The organism is Candidatus Poriferisodalis sp. (assembly GCF_965205175.1).
Lineage (GTDB): Bacteria > Actinomycetota > Acidimicrobiia > Acidimicrobiales > Poriferisodalaceae > Poriferisodalis.
In genome coordinates, this window is record NZ_OZ242038.1 from 2,280,200 (window position 1) to 2,295,652 (window position 15,453).

A 15,453-nucleotide genomic window follows, 5' to 3' on the forward strand; every position below is an offset into this window, starting at 1 on the left:
TCGGCGCTCGCGCCCTAGCCGGCGAGATCGGCTTCGAGGCGGGCCGCGAAGTCAGCCAGCGCGGTGTGCGCGATGCGACGCTCCGCGCGGCGCTTGACGAAGCCGGGCAGCGGCACCGCGAGCTCCAGCGCGAGCTGGTACACGACCTCCGTGCGGACCGGCCCAACGTGAACGGACCCAGCTGCGGGATTGAATTCGTACCTGCCGTCGAGCTGCTTGACGACGTCGCCGTCGATCAGCTTCCAGGAGATGCGTTGCGGAGCGCCGCCATGGTCGTAAGCGAGCGTGTAGTCAGCGGTCCGCCCGAGCGCCGCGACGCGGAACGATGCCTGCGTCGCCCGCCCGTCGGGATCACGCGCTGTCACCGTGGCTGCACGAACGTCGGTCGCCCACTCGGGGTAGCGCTCGATGTCGGAGATGAGCGCGTAGCAGTCCTGCGGTGACGCAGCCACGATCGTGGTCATCGTCATCTCGTCGATCATTGCTGCGTCCCGCCTCCGCATGCCGTCTCGTTGCGGGTCGGTTCTCCGAAGATCGCGCAAGTGTACGCAATGCGCTCCCGGCCCGGTTAGGACAGCGCCGCTTCGAGTTCGGCGGCGAGCAGGTCCCAGGAGAATCGCTGCACGGTCTCGCGCCGCGCAGCAGCCCCCATCACCGCCCGCCGGCTCTCGCCGGACAGCAGTTCGTCGATCGCCTCGGCCACCGCGTCCACCTCGGTGGGGCGTTCCACGATCAGTCCGGTCCGGCCATGGACCACTGCTTCGTGGCTGCCTCCGGACCTGCCTGCCACGACGGGCACCCCGCACGCAGCAGCCTCGACGAACACGATGCCGAATCCTTCCTGCTCGAGTCCCGCCCACCGATTGCGGCACGGCGCGGCGAAGACATCGCCCATCGCCATGAACCGCGGCACCTCCTCGTCGCCGATTCGGCCCGAGAAGACGACCGCTGCGCCACAGCGGCGCGCCAGCCGCTCAAGGCGCCGACGGTCACGTCCAGCGCCGGCAACGGCCACCTGCAGCCCCGGATGCTCGGCCCGCAGACGCGCTGCAGCTTCGATGACCGCATCGAAGCCCTTGCGCGGGACCAGCCTGCTCAAGCAGACCACCAGCGGCCCTGCGTCCAAGCCGAATGCTCGTCGGACGCGCAGCCGCTCCTCGGCGCACAGGGGCACGAACCGGGCAACATCGACCCCCGGAGGCACCTCGCGCACCGGCAGCCGGCGAGATGCGCATCGCTGAGCTTCAGCCGCGGCGTACCCGCCGGCGGAGATGACGACCGAGGCGCCTTCGAGCACGCCGGACAGCACGCCGGAGATGCCCGGCAGCCTCGCCGGCACCGTGACTTCGGCGCCGTGCAGCACGACGCCGTAGGGAATGCCCAGTCGCGGCCCAACCATGCCGAGGGGAACAGCCGGGTCGAGCAGCACCAGCTCCGCGCCGACGTCGTCGGCCACCGCACGAATGCGCCTGACCAGGCTCGGACGCGGCAGCAGCACGCGTTCGCGCGTCCGCAGCACGCGCATCGGCGCGGCAGCGTCGAAGGGCGCAGCGCCGCGGTGCGGCGTGGTGAGCACGGTGGCGGCCTCCGGCGGCAGGCGGCGCCACAGCTCCCACAGGTAGCTCTGGATGCCGCCGATCTTGGGCGGGAAGTCGTTGGTGACGAGCAGGTGGGGCCGCATCAGCTCGCCGTGCGTGCCACGCACACCGGCCTGGCAAGTTCTGCGGCCACCAGACCGTCGGCGTCCCGGTCTTCGAGCCCGCCGGCTCGCGCTTGTGCCACGAGATCGTCGCGCCCCAGCCGACGCGCCGTCCACACCGCATGCGCAGCGATCATCGCATTCGGCGACGACAGCGCCCGACGCAGCACCTCCTCGACGGCCGGCGAGCCGGGGTCGCCCACGTTGCCGAGCACGACGAGCGCGTTGCGTCGCAAGTAGGCAGGCTGGCGACGCGGCACGTACCAGTGCCCGAAGGCCGCCATGAGCTCATCGTCGGCCATGCGAAGCATCTCGACGACATCGACGCTGCTGCGACGGTGACGAATGTTCACTGGCCGGGGCCGGCTGCGCAGAGGCTCGGCTGCGGGATCATTGACCGGGCACATGGCCTGGCAGTCATCGCAGCCATAGAGCCGGTCGCCCAAGGCGACGCGGTACTGGGCCGCAAAGACGCCCGGCGCCTGGAGCAGCCAGGCCAGGCATCGGTTCGCATCGAGCACTCCCGCCGTGTCCAGCGCTCCGGTCGGACAGGCCGACTGGCAGATGCGGCAGCTGCCGCACCCGTCGGTCTGCATATGGTCCGACACCGGCAGCGCAGCGGTGGTGATCACCGAGCCCAGCACGTTCCACGACCCGAGCTCTCGTGACAGCAGCATGGTGTTGCGGCCCAGCCAGCCCAGGCCGGCACGCACGGCAGCGGCGCGATCGACCAAGCGGTTGTCATCGCAGACCGTCACCGCGCGAGCGCCTCCGGCCTCCAGGACGCTGCAGACTCGGTCCAGCCCAGCTCGCAGGCGCACGTAGGCGTCGTCGGCCGCGTAGGCGGCCACCGTCCCGCTCCGGTGCCGGTCGAACCGCCTGTCGCCGGCGTCGGGCGGCCGGTAGCGGCGGGCGCACACCACCATGCTGCGCGCCCCAGGCAAGATGTCGGCCGGGGTCGTCGAACGCTCGGGCCGCCCATAGGTGAACCACATGCCGGCGTGCAGTCCAGCTGCCTTGCGTTCCTCGATCGCCCGGCGCGCATGTGTGAAAGGTGCGACGTCGGTGACCCCAACTGCGTCGATGCCGGAGTCAGCACACGCCTGGCGTATCGGTTCCAGCAGGCTCGACGCGGCGGCGGTTGCCATCGCTCAAGTGTGCCGTTGCACAGCCCCTGCTAGCGGCAGCCCGCGCTGCCGCCAGCCCCTATGCCGGCACTTCGGTTCTGCCGTTCCCTAAGCTGCGTCCGGCTCTCCAGCCGCGGCCGGTGCGATGTACGACAACCACACAGACGTCTGGGTCGGCCGCCAGTACGGCCCGTACAAGATCACCGGACTCCTCGGGCGCGGCACGGTCGCTCACTGCTACCGGGCGACGACGCCAAAGGGCGACGAGGTCGGCCTCAAGGTGCTGACGCCGTTCGCCGAGGCACGCGCGGAGATCCGCTCCCTGTTCGAGCAGGAGTACGAGCTGATGGCACGCCTCGACCACCCCAATGTGCTGGCCGTCCACGGCGCGGGGGTCATCGGCGGCGCCCACTTCATGGAGATGGAGATCGTGGACGGCGAGACACTGGCCGACCGGTGCGCAAGCCGTCGGCCGCCGAGCCTTGCCGAGGGCATCGCCGTGATCCAGCAGATCTGCGCCGCGCTGGATCACGTCCACCGGCATCGGATCGTCCACCGGGACGTGAAGCCATCGAACATCATGCTGGATGCTCGGTCCGACGGCGCGCCATCCGACGACCCTCAATCCAGCAGCCCTCAATCCAGCAGCCCAGACCGAGCCGTGCTCTTCGATTTCGGCTTGGCGCACGACCTCGACGGTCCTGCGTCGCCGCCGGGCCGGGTGTACGGATCACCCATGTACCTGTCCCCCGAGCAAGCGCTCGCGCAGCCCGTCGATGCACGCACCGACATCTACGGCCTCGGGACGACGCTCTACGCGCTGGCAGTGGGCTCGGCGCCCTTCTACGGAGAGCGCAACGACTTGCTGCACGCGCACGTGCGGACGCCCCCGCCCGATCCCGCGGAGCGGGGCGTGCCGGCCGATCTTGCGCAGATCATCCTGACCGCCATGGCCAAAGCACCCGACGCGCGCTACGCGAGCGGCGCCGACTTTGCCGCTGCGCTCGCTTCGGTCGAAGTGCCGGCGCCGCAGGACACGCGGCGGCGCGGACTCCTGCGCAGGCTGACCAGCCGCACCTGACGGTCGCAGCGTGCCTGCATGGTCGCCTCTGGCCGAGGGCACGCTCAGGGCACGCCATGGCGATAGCGCTCGACGACCTCGACGTCGTCGATGCCGTACACCAAAACAGTCTCGGCGGGGCCGCCGTCGAAGTCCACCACCGCCATGACGCGCCGGTCGCCGGGACGAACCCCGGTGACCACTGCCGTCGTTCCCACCAGCGAAGCACGGCGCTCATCGGACGTGTCGGCCAAGCGGACGACGTCGCCGACCCCGAAGGGCAACGACAGACCCACCACCACGCTCAAGCAGCCACGCTAGGCCGCGCCGTCGGCAGACGACGCTGAGGCCAACTCGTTCGTCAGCCTGACAGCAGACTCCAGCTTGGCCGCAGCGCGGCCGTCGGCCACCGCCGCGTGCGCCAGCTCGGCACCCTCCGCGAAATTCTCCGCCAAGCCGGCAACCACCAAGCCGGCACCCGCATTGAGTTCCACGATCCGGGCCTTGGCGCCGGTCTCCTCGCCTGCCACGATGGCTCGGAGGATCTCGGCGTTCTGTTGCGGTCCTCCCCCCCACAGCTCGGCTCGATTCACGCGTTCGACCCCGATCGATGCCGGGTCGAACTGGTACTCGTCGACGATCTCGCCGTCGCGCACCTCGTAGATGCGGGTGAGATCGGTCAGCGTGATCTCGTCGAGACGATCGGCGCCGTGTACCACCAGCGAACGCTTCGAACCGCGCGCCGCGAGCACCCCGGCGACTCGTGGCGCCATCACCGGGTCGCTCACGCCGAGCACCTGCCGCTTGACGCGGGCCGGATTCGACAGCGGTCCGAGGAAGTTGAAAGTAGTGGGCACGCCCAGCTCTGCCCGCACCGAGGCTGCAAAGCGCATCGCTGGGTGGAACGTCTTGGCGAAGGCGAAACCCAAGCCGATCTCCGACACACATCGTTCTACGCTCGGTCCGTCCAGCTCGGTCGCCAGCCCCAGCGCGGCCAGCGTGTCGAACGAGCCCGACGACGACGACGCGGCAACCGAGCCGTGCTTGCACACCACTGCTCCCGCAGCCGCAGCAACGAAGGCCGCCATGGTGGACACGCTGAGCGCGTGTCGCTGGCGAACCGGGGCGCCTCCGCTGCCGACGATGTCAATGGCGCCGGCGGGCACGCTCAGCGGCACGGCGGCGTCGTGCATGGCGTCCACCAGGCCGGTGAGTTCTGGGACCGAGCCGCCCTTCATGCCCAAGGCGATGACGAAGCCCGCCAGCTGGGCATCGGTGGCTCGCTGGCTCAAGATGGCGCCCAGAGCTGCCCGCGCTACTTCGGGGCTCAGATCGATGCCCGCGACGAGGTCCGTGAGCACCGCCTTCCACCCGCCGAAATGCTCGAGGGGGTGAGCATGGTGCGGATCAGCAGCGGCGCTGCCCATCCCTGCGCTGTCCATCAAGCGCCGTCCATCAAGCGGTGCTCATCAGTCAGGACGGGCCGACGACTGACCGTTGCGAGCACGCGCCGCAGCGCGGCGGCGTCGTCGAATGATGCGCACACGTTCCGCTGCAGTCTGCCCGCCCCAGACACCGTTCTTTTCCCGCACTGCTATGGCGTACTCCAGGCAGTCGCCCGATACCGAACAGACGGCGCAGACCGCTTTGGCCTCGAATGCGGTGTCGTCATGGTCGGTGTCGTCGCCGTCTGGCGGGAAGAAGATCTCGGCCCTCAGGCCCCGGCATGCCGCGTGTCGCTGCCACGCCAACAGGTCAGTCGTGAGTCCGCCGTGTCGGTCCACGAGGATCCGCATGGGGTCGCTCGTCGGCACACGCGCCAGTGTCGAAGGTGTGCTCGCCGATCCGGACGAGGAGCGCTCGACGGCAGTGGCGGAGGGCATCTGTGGCGCAATCTTGCCGATGCATCGCAGATTGTCAAGACGCAATGTTGCTGCGCTGTCCAGTGCAGTGAGCCCCCATGCGGTGAAGCCCAATGCAGCCAGGCACAATTGCGTCTCATGCGCAGCCTGCTGCAGATTTTCGGTCGCACCGTCGAGCCTCGAGCGGTGGTGGCGGGAGCACTGGTGTCCACCGGGACTGCGCTGGCAGTCGGCGTCGTGATCGGCACACTGGTGCGGGAACGAACCGCAGCCGCCTACGCCGTCAACGGACTGCTGTTCGCAGGACTGATCGCCGGAGGAGCAGTTGCCGCGGCCCGCTCGACGGCACACCGACTGACCGCCGCAGTGCTGAGCTCTGGTCCGGTGATGGTGCTGGCCGTGGTGGTGCAGCTGATCCGCCGATTCGGCACCGGCGAGGCGGTGGCACCGCTGGGCCTTCCGCTCGCGATGCTGCTGGCAGCATCGCTGGCGTCGTTGGGCGGTCTGCTGGCCGGCATGTTCAGCCGGCGACGGCCGTCGCTGACCGCCGACCCGCCCCGCAGCCGCAAACAGCCGCGCAGCCGAGACCAGCTGCGCAGCCAAGACCAGCACCGCCCCCGACTCCGATGAGCGCCTCGCGTCCGCAGCACCAACAGCGCTAACCTCACCGGCTGCGGTGAGTCGGCCGGGTGGCCGCGGGCTGCGCAGTGTCGACGGCACGCAACGAGCGTTGCCGCACGGGCGACGCAATTCGAGGAAGGTCGGGACTCCACAGGGCAGGGAGCTGGCTCGCTACCAGGCGCCGCAAGGCGACGGAAAGTGCAACAGAGAGCAGACCGCCGATGGGCTGGGCCACGTGCGCAGCCACAGGCAAGGGTGAAACGGTGCGGTAAGGGCGCACCATCGCTGGGGGCGACTCCGGCGGATCGGCAAACCCCTCCCGGAGCAAGGCCAAGCAGAGATCGGGCGGCCCGTCTCATGATCTCGGGTAGGCCGCTCAGATGGATGGCCACCCCGGCGGCAGCAGCCGACGGACAGAATCCCGCCTACAGGCCGGCTCACCGCACGGCCGACATCGCCGGCACGGTCCCGGCGGCCAAGACGCCACGGTGCTTCAGGTATCGCAGCAGCCGGTAGGTATCGCAGCAGACGGTGGGTCGCGGCAACGTGCGCATGACTGCTCAGGTGCGACTGCTCAGGTGCGACGTGTCGTTGAACGTCTGCAGGGTGGGCGCTCCGTTGCGGAATCCGATGCAGGTGATCTGCGCCTGGGCGACGTGCATCCGCCAGCTGATCTCCTCATCGGTGCCGAGCGCCCACCGCACTGCCGACTTGATCGGCGAGACGTGGGTGAACACGGCGATGTTCCGTTGCGAGGCCTGCGCCGCCAGCTCCTCGCAGGCGCCGGTGATTCGCACGTTCAGCTCCGCCAACGACTCGCCGCGCGGCGGAGCGAACGCGGGATCAGCGCGCCAGCTGAGCCAAGCCTGCGGCGGCACTGCAGAGATCGCAACGCCGTCCCAATCGCCGTAGGCCAGTTCAGCCCAGCGCTCGTCGACCGACGGCATCAGCCCCAGTTGCCGGGCGGTCGCCGCAGCGGTCTGGACGGCACGTGTCAGCGGCGAGGTGACGATTGCCTCCGGCCGGTGGTCGCCGTTCGCCAAAGCCATGGCGATCTGCTCCGCCTGCTGCGCGCCGACCTCGTCCAGCTCATGGTCGATGCGTCCCTGCAGCAAGCCCGCGGCGTTGGCACTCGTGCGTCCGTGACGCACGAGGATCAGCACCGGCGTCCGTGACGCACGAGGATCAGCACCGGCGTCCGTGACGCACGAGGATCAGCACCGGCGTCCGTGACGCAGGAGCCTCGATGCCGGCGTTCGCCGCGTGCGGACATCGCCATGAAGCCGGCGACGCAGCAGGTTCCTCATCAGCCGACGCTTCGCCCAGACCGCGGACTGCTGCTGTAGGCGAGCCGTCCGGTGCGCCAGAAGCGGGCGCGGGCTTGCGGGTCGCGCGACAGGTCGGACGAGCGCCAGATCCACCAGCAGCCGAGCAGTCCGGCGAGTTCCATCACGCAGATCAGCCAGACGCCACGCGAAGCCAGCGGCAGCGTCGTAGCAGCAGTGCTGCCGGCGAAGGGCCACCACAGCAGCGACGGCTGCATCCAGGCCCCGTCGAACAGCTGATGCCAGAACACGCCGATCGGCAGCGCCAGCCATCGCCGCCGCGGCCGCCGCCGCCCGATGGTGGCCAGCATCACGACGCCGAGCCCGCACACGGGAAAGACCAGCGAATGAGCCAGCGGTGCCCCTCTGGCGGCGGCGTGCAGCACGTCCGGCAGGAGTGCGCCCGCCACGATGAGACGATGATCGATCGCCGTGTCTGCGAACGTCCAGCGCATGGCTGCGAGCGATGTGGCCACGAACCACAACAGCATCAGCGAAATCGCTCGCAGCCGCGTCTGCTGCGCCCGCGACTGGCACCCACACATGGACTGCCGATCAGCCGGCCGGCACGCCACCGGCCAGCACTCAGCCGGCCAGTACTCAACGCACCAGCAATGCGCCGCACTGAGGGCATTCGGCGAGTTCGCCGGCCTCGAGCCCGACGATGCGCTCGTAGTCGATGGAGGCGATCCCGAGGTGACACGCGCCACAGGTGCGGCCGACGAGCCGACCGAGGACCGGCGCGCCGCGGGCGCGGGCTCGACGCTGCTCATAGACCGACAGCTGGGCAGGATCGGCGCAGGGCACCAGCGCTGCGCGCTCGCCGAGTGCGTGGTCTCTCTGGTTGGCTGCCTCGGCCTCAGCAGCACTGATGACGCTGTCGAGGCCGTCGATGCGTCCATATGCGGCCGACAGCCGACGTCCGAGCTGGGCACGGGTCTCGCCCAGCGGCTCCAAGCGCTCCATGAGTTCGAGCACATGATCCTCTACGGCTGTCTGGCGACGGCTGAGCGCCGCTGCTTCAGCCGTCAGCGCCTCGGCTTCTTTGGGCGACGTGAGTCCGCTGCTGTACAGCCGGGCAGAGTTCTCGGCCCGCTTGGCCTCGATGAGTTCGATCTCGCCCTCGTGCCTGCGCTGCTCACGTTCGAGTTCGGCGATCTGTGCATCGAGCGCCTCGGTCTCGGAGGCACAAGCGTCCAGCTCGGCAGCGATGTCGTCCCGGATCGCCCGTTCGGGCAGGTGCGCGACGCGGTGGGCGATTTGAGCGAGCTGCAGGTCCACGTCTGCGATCTGAGCGAGGCATTCCAGCCGATTGGCCAGCGGAGTCGGCACCTCGTCCTGGTCGTTCGGTGCCGAGGCGCTCGCTGCATGTGCGTCTGGACTCTGTGTGTCTGGGTTCATGAGTCTGGGTTCATGAGTCTGGGTTCATGGTTGCCGATCCGTGGAGCACGCGGTCATCAGGTGCCATCCTGCTCGCTTTCGTTCACGTCCGCTTCGGCACCCGTCTCGCCTGCATCGGACTCGTCGGCGCCCGTGCCGTCAGTGCCGTCCGGCCGCTCGGACCCTTCTGCATCCTCGGTGCCATCCTCGACAGCATCGTCCACCGGCTGCGTCGCTCGCGCCGCCAGCTCGTCAGCGATGCGAGCACAGCGAAGCCACTCCAGTCTGGTCCCGCCGTCGCCGGTCGGCACGGCAACATTGCACAGGGCATCGGCCAACGGCTCGAATTCGCCTGCCCCGGTGGGGCGGACCATGCTGCACGGCAGATCGAACTCGGCCGGTGACTCGGCGGGCGACACTTCGGCTTCGATCGAGCAGGTGTCCCCCGGCAAGAACAGGTACTGGCCGGCTCGCGACGGCGGAGGCGGCGGAGCGAACGCTCGCAACGGCGTCTGGCTCAGCGCACGCCCCATGTAGGCCGACCAGACACGCGCCGGAATCCAGCCTCCGGTCGCACGCCGTCCTTGAATCTCGCCCATCGGGACCTGCTCGTCGGGGTGGCCCATCCACACCGCGGTGGCCATCTGCGGCGTGTAGCCCACGAACCAGGCATCGTGGAACGACTGCGTGGTTCCGGTCTTGCCTGCGGAGACCTGCCCGCTCTCGAGCGCCGAACGCGTCCCGGTGCCGGATCGTACGTTCTGTGCCAGCACTGCGGTGACCCAGTCGGCCGTGGTCGATGACACCACCCGCCGGCCACGCGGCACGTGCTCATAGAGCACCTCGCCGAAGCTGTTCTCGATGCGAGTCACATAGTACGGCTCCATCCGCACCCCGCCGTTGGCGAACGTGCCGTAGGCCACCGCCTGCTCCAGCGGCGACATCTCCTGCGCGCCGAGCGAGATGGACGGGTACGGCAGGAAGCCGTTCTCGCCGGTCCGGCCGACCAGCCGATTCGCCGTGCCCACCACCTCGTCGAGCCCAGTGATCAGACCGAGCCGGACGAACGCGCAGTTCGAGCTGGCCGTCGTCTGGTCCTCCAGCGTCGCCACCCGTCCGGCGCTGCGGCCGAAGTTGTTCACCTCGTAGTCGTCCTGGGGCGGATTGGGGAACACGCACGGGCCTTGGCCGCTGATCGTGTCGAATGGGTACAGGCCGGCGCGCTCGATGGCTGCTGCGAGCACGTAGGTCTTGAACGACGAGCCCGGCTGACGCCGGCCCTGCGTCGCGAGGTTGAACTCCGAATCGCTGAACGCAGGCCCGCCGATGAACCCGTGTACTGCCCCGGTTGCAGGATCGACGCTCGCGATGGACACCTCGAACTCGCCGGTGCCTTCCGGCAGCACCTCCGCCACCGAGGCACGCATGGCGGCCTGCAGCTCCGGGCGCAGCGTCGTCCAGACCCGCAGACCGCCGCCGAACACTTGACTGAAGCGCGCCTGGTAGGTGTCGCCGAGCGCCGGATTCGCCAGCAGCGCCTGGCGCACCTCGACCAAGAAGTAGTCGCGCCGAAGCGCGACATCGGTGCGGCGAGGCGACAGATTGCGGCTCGGCAACGGCCGCCGTTCGAACGCTTCCTGCTCCGCTTCGGTGATGATTCCGGCGTCCACCGCCTGCTGCAGCGATCTGCTGCGGCGTCGCGTCATGGTCTCGATGTTCTGATCGAACCCGTCGAACAGGCCTGGGCTGCGGATCAGACTCGCCAGCAAGGCCGCATCGCCCACGTCCAGTTCGGAGACGTTCTTGCCGAAATAAGTCTCGGCCCCGGCCTGCAGCCCGTACGCCCCATTGCCGAGATACACCTCGTTGACGTAGAACTCCAGGATCTGTTCTTTGGAGAATTCCTCTTCGAGCCGAGCCGCGATCACCGCCTCGCGGATCTTGCGATTGAAGCTGCGCTCGCTGCCGACGACGCGCAGTTTCACGATCTGCTGGGTGATGGTGGAGCCGCCCGACGCGATCTGGCCGGCCGAGACGTTGGAGACCAGGGCACGTGCGGTCGCTCGCAGGTCCACGCCGTTGTGCAGCCAGAACTTGCTGTCCTCCACCGCCACGATGGTGGCGATCACGTCGTCGGGGACGTGGTCCAGCGTGATGATCTCGCGGTCGATGTCGTTCAGCAGAATGCCGATGGGATTGCCGTCGGCATCGAAGACCTGCGTGCGCTGCGCCCCAGGTCGCAGATCGATCTCGATGTGGTCGCGGTCGCGTTCGACGGCGTCGAACAGGCGAGCGGTGTGCGGCGCCGCGGCGCGCGTCCCGACGGTGACGAGCGCTACGCAGGCCGCGATCATCACGACGAGCAGCGGCAGCCGGGCAAGGCGGCGGGCAAGATCCACGTTGGAGTGCAAGGTACCGGACCGCATGCGCAGCCTCGGCGCGCCGCAAGACGGTCGCGCAGCGTCACACTGGTGACATGAACCCCGAAGCCGGCAGCGCTCCGTATGGCGACGGACAGCCCCGCGACGGCACACATCTCGACGCCCGCTGCGTCTGGATCGTCGACGGCGGTCCGAACGCCCCCCGCCGACATCCGCCCGGCGAGCCGACCTGCGTCATCGCCGTGGATCGCGGGCTGCATCACGCGCTGCGGCTGGGACTGCGGCCCCATGTCGTCGTCGGCGACTTCGACTCCGTCGACCCCCGCGTGCTGCAGCGCACACGCGATCAGTGGCCCGACGTGCTGGTGCGACGACATCATCGGGACAAGGCTCACAGCGATCTGGACATGGCGCTGAGCTTCGCCTGGGGGCTGGATCCGGCGGAGGTGGCATTGATCGCCGGCGGAGGCGGCAGGCTCGATCATCTGCTGACCTCGATGACCATGCTGGCGCGGCCTCGCTACGCCGTGCTGCCGCTGACGGCCTACGTCGATGCGAACGTGGTTCGGGCGGCCACGGCCGGCATGCGCATGGAGCTGCCGGTCGGCGACGGGAATCTGATGACACTGCTTGCCGTGGGCGGCACGGCGCACCTGCACACCAGCGGCCTGCGATGGAACCTGACCCCCGAGACGCCGCTGCACTGCGCGACCTCGCTCGGACTGAGCAACGAGTTCACCGATCAGTCCGCGGGCATCCTCGTCGAGTCCGGCACCGTGCTGGCGATACAGACCCATGGCGAATCCCTGCCCTAGAGGCACCCGCGACACGCGCACCTGCAACACCTCCGCCGCCAGGCGAGCTGCGACGGATGCGTCACGAGGCGCCTGCAACACTTGGGCCCACCGTGTCGCTGAGGACCGCTTCGCTGGTCCCCGTTGTGTCGGTCGCCGTTTTGCTCGTCGCCGTCTTGCTCGTCGTCTGGGGGCTCTCGTCGTTGCCGCGTGCGCCGTCGCTTGCTTGCTCTCTGCCTGCAGCGAGTCGGCGGGCGGGTCCGCTTCGGTGCGCGTCCTGACCCACCGCGACTTTCACCTGCCCGCCGACGCGCTAGCCGCCTTCACCGAGGACACCGGCATCGAAGTCCTCGTGTTCCGCGAGAATACGCCCGAGGACGTGATCGATCTGCTCGAGCGCAGCCGCGCCCACCCGGTGGCCGACGTCGTCGTCGGCGTCGACACGCTGGACTTGCAGCTCGTCATCGACAGCGGTCTCGTTCAGCCGTACGTACCGTTGGCGCCCGGTCCGTTGGTCGAGGAACTGGCGGTGAGCGATCATGCGATGATGCCGGTGAGCTACATCGATGCCTGCCTGAACTATCTGCCGTCGTTCTATGTCGAGCCGCAGCGATCCATCGACGAGCTGCCCGACACTGAGCTTGCGCCGCCGCCGGTGCCCGCCGGCCTCGATGCCCTCTGGGATCCGGCCCACGCCAACACCGCCGTGATCCCCGATGCCGAATCCGCCCGAATGGGCGTCTACCTGCTGGTCGCCTTGGAGCGGCGGTACCCGCAGAGCGGTGCGCCAGAGGCGATGCCATGGCCCCGAGTGCTCGACGAGATGCTGCGATGGGGCACCGAGCTTGCGCCCACTTGGGAGGTCGCCGTCTTCGAGCGCTTCGCTGGGGGCGAGCCTCCCCCGCAACTGCCGATCAGCCAAGACGAGTCCGGTCCGGTGACGCTGGAGTCGCTGGGCGGACGTCTGCCGCTGACCTGGGGCACGGCAGGCATGCCCTCGGTGTTCGCCCAGTACCAGCCTGGCTTGCCTGCGTCGCTGGACATCGCCGTGGTGACCGAGGACTGCGTGCGCATCGGCTTCTACGCCGGCATCGTGACCGGGGCGCGCAACGCCTCCCTCGCCGGTCGGCTGCTCGACGCGATGGGCGAGCCGCTGTTCCAGTTCGGCACCGGCAGTCGTTTCGGCGCCAGACCCGCCCGCAGCGACATCGTGAGCACGCCCGAGTGGACGGAGTTCGGCGTGACCGTGCAGCCGTACCGTCCCGATCCAGCCTACGTCGGCGCCAACTGGAGGCAATGGCAGCTGACGTGGGGCCAAGTGGTCCGCAACTTCCGCACAGGAACACCACCGCCGCCGCCAGAAGTGACGGTCACCCTGCCCTGAGCCCACGCCCATTGCCGCGACACAGCGGAACGACAGCGGAGCTGAGGCAGACACCACAGCGCAAACCGCACAGCCCGCTCGCGGACACGGCACAGCAACACGAGCGCGGAGCTGGGGCAGGGGCCTCCGCGCGCAGTTTTGCGACGCTAGGCACGCCCGCCGTGCAACACCTGCGTCGCAACTGTTTGAGCACGTAGGCCCCTGCCCCAGCTTCGCCCGGACGCAAGTAGCAGACCACACGCCACGCCGGACGGGAGGCTGCACTCAGCGACCGACGAGCGTCGGGTCGTACAGCACCGTCCGTCCGAGGCCGTCGCGGCCGACGAGGGTGCATGCGTACACCCCCTTGGCGCGCAGCACGTTGGTGGCCGCATCGTCTAGACGTTCCAAGCTGAGTCGCCCAGCATCCACCGCCGCCTCCAGCGCAGCGAACGCAGCAGCGGCATCCTCGACGCCACCGACAAGTGCGACATCCGCGCCGGCGACAATCGCCAGCACTGCCGCTTCGTTCACCGTCCACCGGGCTCGGATGGCACCCATGGTCAGCGAGTCGGTCACCACCAGACCCGAATGGCCGAGGTCGCCGCGCAGCACGCCGTCGATCGCCGCCGGGGACAGCGACGCGGGCAGCCCTCCGGTCAGGCCTGGGACGGTCAGGTGGCCTACCATGACCGCAGCGTCGGTGGCGCCGATGACGGCGGCGAACGGAATCAGGTCGCGCCGGCGCAGGTCCTCCAGCGACGCTGTCGCGGCTGCTCGGTCGTGGGTGTCGGCGCTGGCCGCGCCGTGGCCCGGGAAGTGCTTCACCACCGGCACGATCCCGCCGGCACTGAGGCCCTCCACGGTGGCCGTGCCGTACTCGGCGACGGTGGCAGGATCGTCGCCGAATGACCGGTCCCCGATGCCCTCGCCTGCCCCGACGTCGATGACCGGCGCGAAGTTCATGGTGAAGCCCAGTTCGGACATCTTGCGCGCGTGCTTCGCCGCCCGATCTGCCACCTCGGAAGGTGGCATCGCAGTCTGGGCCGCCGCAGAGGGGAGACGTCCCAGGACCTCGGCGAGTCGCTGCACTCGGCCGCCCTCTTCGTCGACGGCGAACAGCAGCGGCACACGGCCCGCGAAGTCCTGGACCTCGGCGATGCGACGCCAGACATGCTCGGTGACGGGCCCTTGCACGAGAACGCCGCCGATCCGGCGGTCCCGGGCCTCTTCGACGGCGAGACCCAGCGAACGCTCACCCAGCGTCGCCATGATCGTCTGGCCGATGCGCACCGGCAGCGACAGCTCGCTGGTGCATTGGCGGTCCACGTCGTTCCACCACGCTCCGCGGAGCAGCTGACGAACCCCCACTCCCGACAGCCATCCCAACGGCCGCTCCTGGCCCGTGAGCACCGTTGGACCCGGATCCCCGACAGCGACTTCCGACCCGTCAGCAAGCAGCAGCCACACGCCCAGCGCTCCGGGAGCACCCAGACGCGCCCCGACGACGGGTGCTTCCAACGGAGGCGGATCGCTGGCCGTCGGCAGGATCGAGGTGCCGACTGCTTCGATCGCGCCGTCTGCGCCGACCACCCAGTAGCCGACGCCCCCGGGGCCCCGCAACACAGCGACCACCGCAACTGGTGTAGTGGTCTCAGCGTCAGCGGGCAGCCCGTCGGGTGCCACCGTGACCAACGGCGGTGCCGTGGGCTGGTTCGAGGTCTGGGCAGTCGCGTGCGGCGCGGTTGCGAGCAAACCGGCGGCTGCTGTCAGTGCCGCGGCGAACCGCAGCGATCGCCGAAGTGCCGTCAAACGCACTCGGTTCAGTTCACTCGACCATG

At 69.3% G+C, this 15,453-nt stretch carries 15 protein-coding genes and 1 other RNA gene; 5 read left to right on the forward strand and 11 right to left on the reverse strand.

Annotated elements, in window-relative coordinates:
• Positions 1-14: 14 nt before the first annotated feature.
• The 3 genes from ACOGI4_RS09915 to queG all read right to left on the reverse strand — a co-directional run bounded on the left by ACOGI4_RS09915 (position 15) and on the right by queG (position 2,847).
• A complete protein-coding gene (locus tag ACOGI4_RS09915) occupies positions 15-503 on the reverse strand; it encodes an SRPBCC family protein (RefSeq protein WP_419841513.1) in 489 nt (162 codons plus the stop codon).
• A gap of 65 nt (positions 504-568) precedes the next feature.
• A complete protein-coding gene (locus tag ACOGI4_RS09920) occupies positions 569-1,681 on the reverse strand; it encodes a glycosyltransferase family 4 protein (protein WP_419841514.1) in 1,113 nt (370 codons plus the stop codon).
• Entirely contained in the window at positions 1,681-2,847 is a 1,167-nt protein-coding gene (queG, locus tag ACOGI4_RS09925; RefSeq protein ID WP_419841515.1) for a tRNA epoxyqueuosine(34) reductase QueG, read from the reverse strand. Before queG ends, ACOGI4_RS09920 begins: the two co-directional genes overlap by 1 nt.
• 124 nt (positions 2,848-2,971) lie before the next feature.
• On the opposite strand from queG, the gene ACOGI4_RS09930 reads away from it, so the two are divergent.
• A complete protein-coding gene (locus tag ACOGI4_RS09930; RefSeq protein WP_419841516.1) occupies positions 2,972-3,907 on the forward strand; it encodes a serine/threonine-protein kinase in 936 nt (311 codons plus the stop codon).
• 44 nt (positions 3,908-3,951) lie between these two features.
• Here ACOGI4_RS09930 and ACOGI4_RS09935 read toward each other — a convergent pair whose 3' ends face one another.
• Genes ACOGI4_RS09935 through ACOGI4_RS09945 form a run of 3 tightly spaced genes read right to left on the reverse strand, consistent with a single transcriptional unit; the run spans position 3,952 to position 5,769 of the window.
• On the reverse strand, positions 3,952-4,194 hold the full coding sequence (locus tag ACOGI4_RS09935) for a hypothetical protein (RefSeq protein ID WP_419841517.1): 243 nt from the start codon (positions 4,192-4,194) through the stop codon (positions 3,952-3,954).
• Between the two features lie 9 nt (positions 4,195-4,203).
• Entirely contained in the window at positions 4,204-5,328 is a 1,125-nt protein-coding gene (gene trpD / locus ACOGI4_RS09940) for an anthranilate phosphoribosyltransferase (protein ID WP_419841518.1), read from the reverse strand.
• A gap of 27 nt (positions 5,329-5,355) precedes the next feature.
• The gene (locus tag ACOGI4_RS09945) at positions 5,356-5,769 is read right to left on the reverse strand and encodes a WhiB family transcriptional regulator (protein ID WP_419841519.1); all 414 of its coding nucleotides are present in this window, start codon (positions 5,767-5,769) and stop codon (positions 5,356-5,358) included.
• 117 nt (positions 5,770-5,886) lie between these two features.
• On the opposite strand from ACOGI4_RS09945, the gene ACOGI4_RS09950 reads away from it, so the two are divergent.
• Together ACOGI4_RS09950 and rnpB are read left to right on the forward strand one after the other, a co-directional pair.
• Positions 5,887-6,378, forward strand: a complete 492-nt coding sequence (locus tag ACOGI4_RS09950) for a hypothetical protein (protein WP_419841520.1) — start codon at positions 5,887-5,889, stop codon at positions 6,376-6,378.
• A 47-nt stretch (positions 6,379-6,425) separates the two neighbouring features.
• Positions 6,426-6,813: RNase P RNA component class A (gene rnpB / locus ACOGI4_RS09955), an RNA gene on the forward strand.
• A gap of 116 nt (positions 6,814-6,929) precedes the next feature.
• Here rnpB and ACOGI4_RS09960 read toward each other — a convergent pair.
• From ACOGI4_RS09960 to ACOGI4_RS09975, 4 genes are all read right to left on the reverse strand, one after another.
• Entirely contained in the window at positions 6,930-7,532 is a 603-nt protein-coding gene (locus tag ACOGI4_RS09960) for a histidine phosphatase family protein (RefSeq protein WP_419841521.1), read from the reverse strand.
• Between the two features lie 143 nt (positions 7,533-7,675).
• Positions 7,676-8,185 carry a hypothetical protein gene (locus ACOGI4_RS09965; protein ID WP_419841522.1) on the reverse strand — a complete coding sequence of 170 codons (510 nt, stop codon included), beginning with the start codon at positions 8,183-8,185 and terminating at the stop codon, positions 7,676-7,678.
• A 109-nt stretch (positions 8,186-8,294) separates the two neighbouring features.
• A complete protein-coding gene (locus ACOGI4_RS09970) occupies positions 8,295-9,095 on the reverse strand; it encodes a zinc ribbon domain-containing protein (protein WP_419841523.1) in 801 nt (266 codons plus the stop codon).
• A 56-nt stretch (positions 9,096-9,151) separates the two neighbouring features.
• The gene (locus ACOGI4_RS09975; protein ID WP_419841524.1) at positions 9,152-11,500 is read right to left on the reverse strand and encodes a transglycosylase domain-containing protein; all 2,349 of its coding nucleotides are present in this window, start codon (positions 11,498-11,500) and stop codon (positions 9,152-9,154) included.
• Between the two features lie 50 nt (positions 11,501-11,550).
• Here ACOGI4_RS09975 and ACOGI4_RS09980 point away from each other — a divergent pair, with 50 nt between their 5' ends.
• Both ACOGI4_RS09980 and ACOGI4_RS09985 read left to right on the forward strand, forming a co-directional pair.
• The gene (locus ACOGI4_RS09980; protein WP_419841525.1) at positions 11,551-12,270 is read left to right on the forward strand and encodes a thiamine diphosphokinase; all 720 of its coding nucleotides are present in this window, start codon (positions 11,551-11,553) and stop codon (positions 12,268-12,270) included.
• 247 nt (positions 12,271-12,517) lie between these two features.
• On the forward strand, positions 12,518-13,633 hold the full coding sequence (locus tag ACOGI4_RS09985; RefSeq protein WP_419841526.1) for a hypothetical protein: 1,116 nt from the start codon (positions 12,518-12,520) through the stop codon (positions 13,631-13,633).
• 264 nt (positions 13,634-13,897) lie between these two features.
• Here the strand turns inward: ACOGI4_RS09985 and ACOGI4_RS09990 are convergent, their stop codons facing one another.
• Positions 13,898-15,424 carry a glycoside hydrolase family 3 N-terminal domain-containing protein gene (locus tag ACOGI4_RS09990; RefSeq protein WP_419841527.1) on the reverse strand — a complete coding sequence of 509 codons (1,527 nt, stop codon included), beginning with the start codon at positions 15,422-15,424 and terminating at the stop codon, positions 13,898-13,900.
• Positions 15,425-15,453: the final 29 nt, after the last annotated feature.

Coding starts and splice junctions, on each gene's coding strand:
- ACOGI4_RS09915 (WP_419841513.1), bottom strand. CDS start 503: ATGCGGAGGCGGGACGCAGCAATGATCGACGAGATGACGATGACCACG.
- ACOGI4_RS09920 (WP_419841514.1), bottom strand. CDS start 1,681: ATGCGGCCCCACCTGCTCGTCACCAACGACTTCCCGCCCAAGATCGGC.
- queG (WP_419841515.1), bottom strand. CDS start 2,847: ATGGCAACCGCCGCCGCGTCGAGCCTGCTGGAACCGATACGCCAGGCG.
- ACOGI4_RS09930 (WP_419841516.1), top strand. CDS start 2,972: ATGTACGACAACCACACAGACGTCTGGGTCGGCCGCCAGTACGGCCCG.
- trpD (WP_419841518.1), bottom strand. CDS start 5,328: ATGGACAGCGCAGGGATGGGCAGCGCCGCTGCTGATCCGCACCATGCT.
- ACOGI4_RS09945 (WP_419841519.1), bottom strand. CDS start 5,769: ATGCCCTCCGCCACTGCCGTCGAGCGCTCCTCGTCCGGATCGGCGAGC.
- ACOGI4_RS09950 (WP_419841520.1), top strand. CDS start 5,887: ATGCGCAGCCTGCTGCAGATTTTCGGTCGCACCGTCGAGCCTCGAGCG.
- ACOGI4_RS09965 (WP_419841522.1), bottom strand. CDS start 8,185: ATGCTGTTGTGGTTCGTGGCCACATCGCTCGCAGCCATGCGCTGGACG.
- ACOGI4_RS09970 (WP_419841523.1), bottom strand. CDS start 9,095: ATGAACCCAGACACACAGAGTCCAGACGCACATGCAGCGAGCGCCTCG.
- ACOGI4_RS09975 (WP_419841524.1), bottom strand. CDS start 11,500: ATGCGGTCCGGTACCTTGCACTCCAACGTGGATCTTGCCCGCCGCCTT.
- ACOGI4_RS09980 (WP_419841525.1), top strand. CDS start 11,551: ATGAACCCCGAAGCCGGCAGCGCTCCGTATGGCGACGGACAGCCCCGC.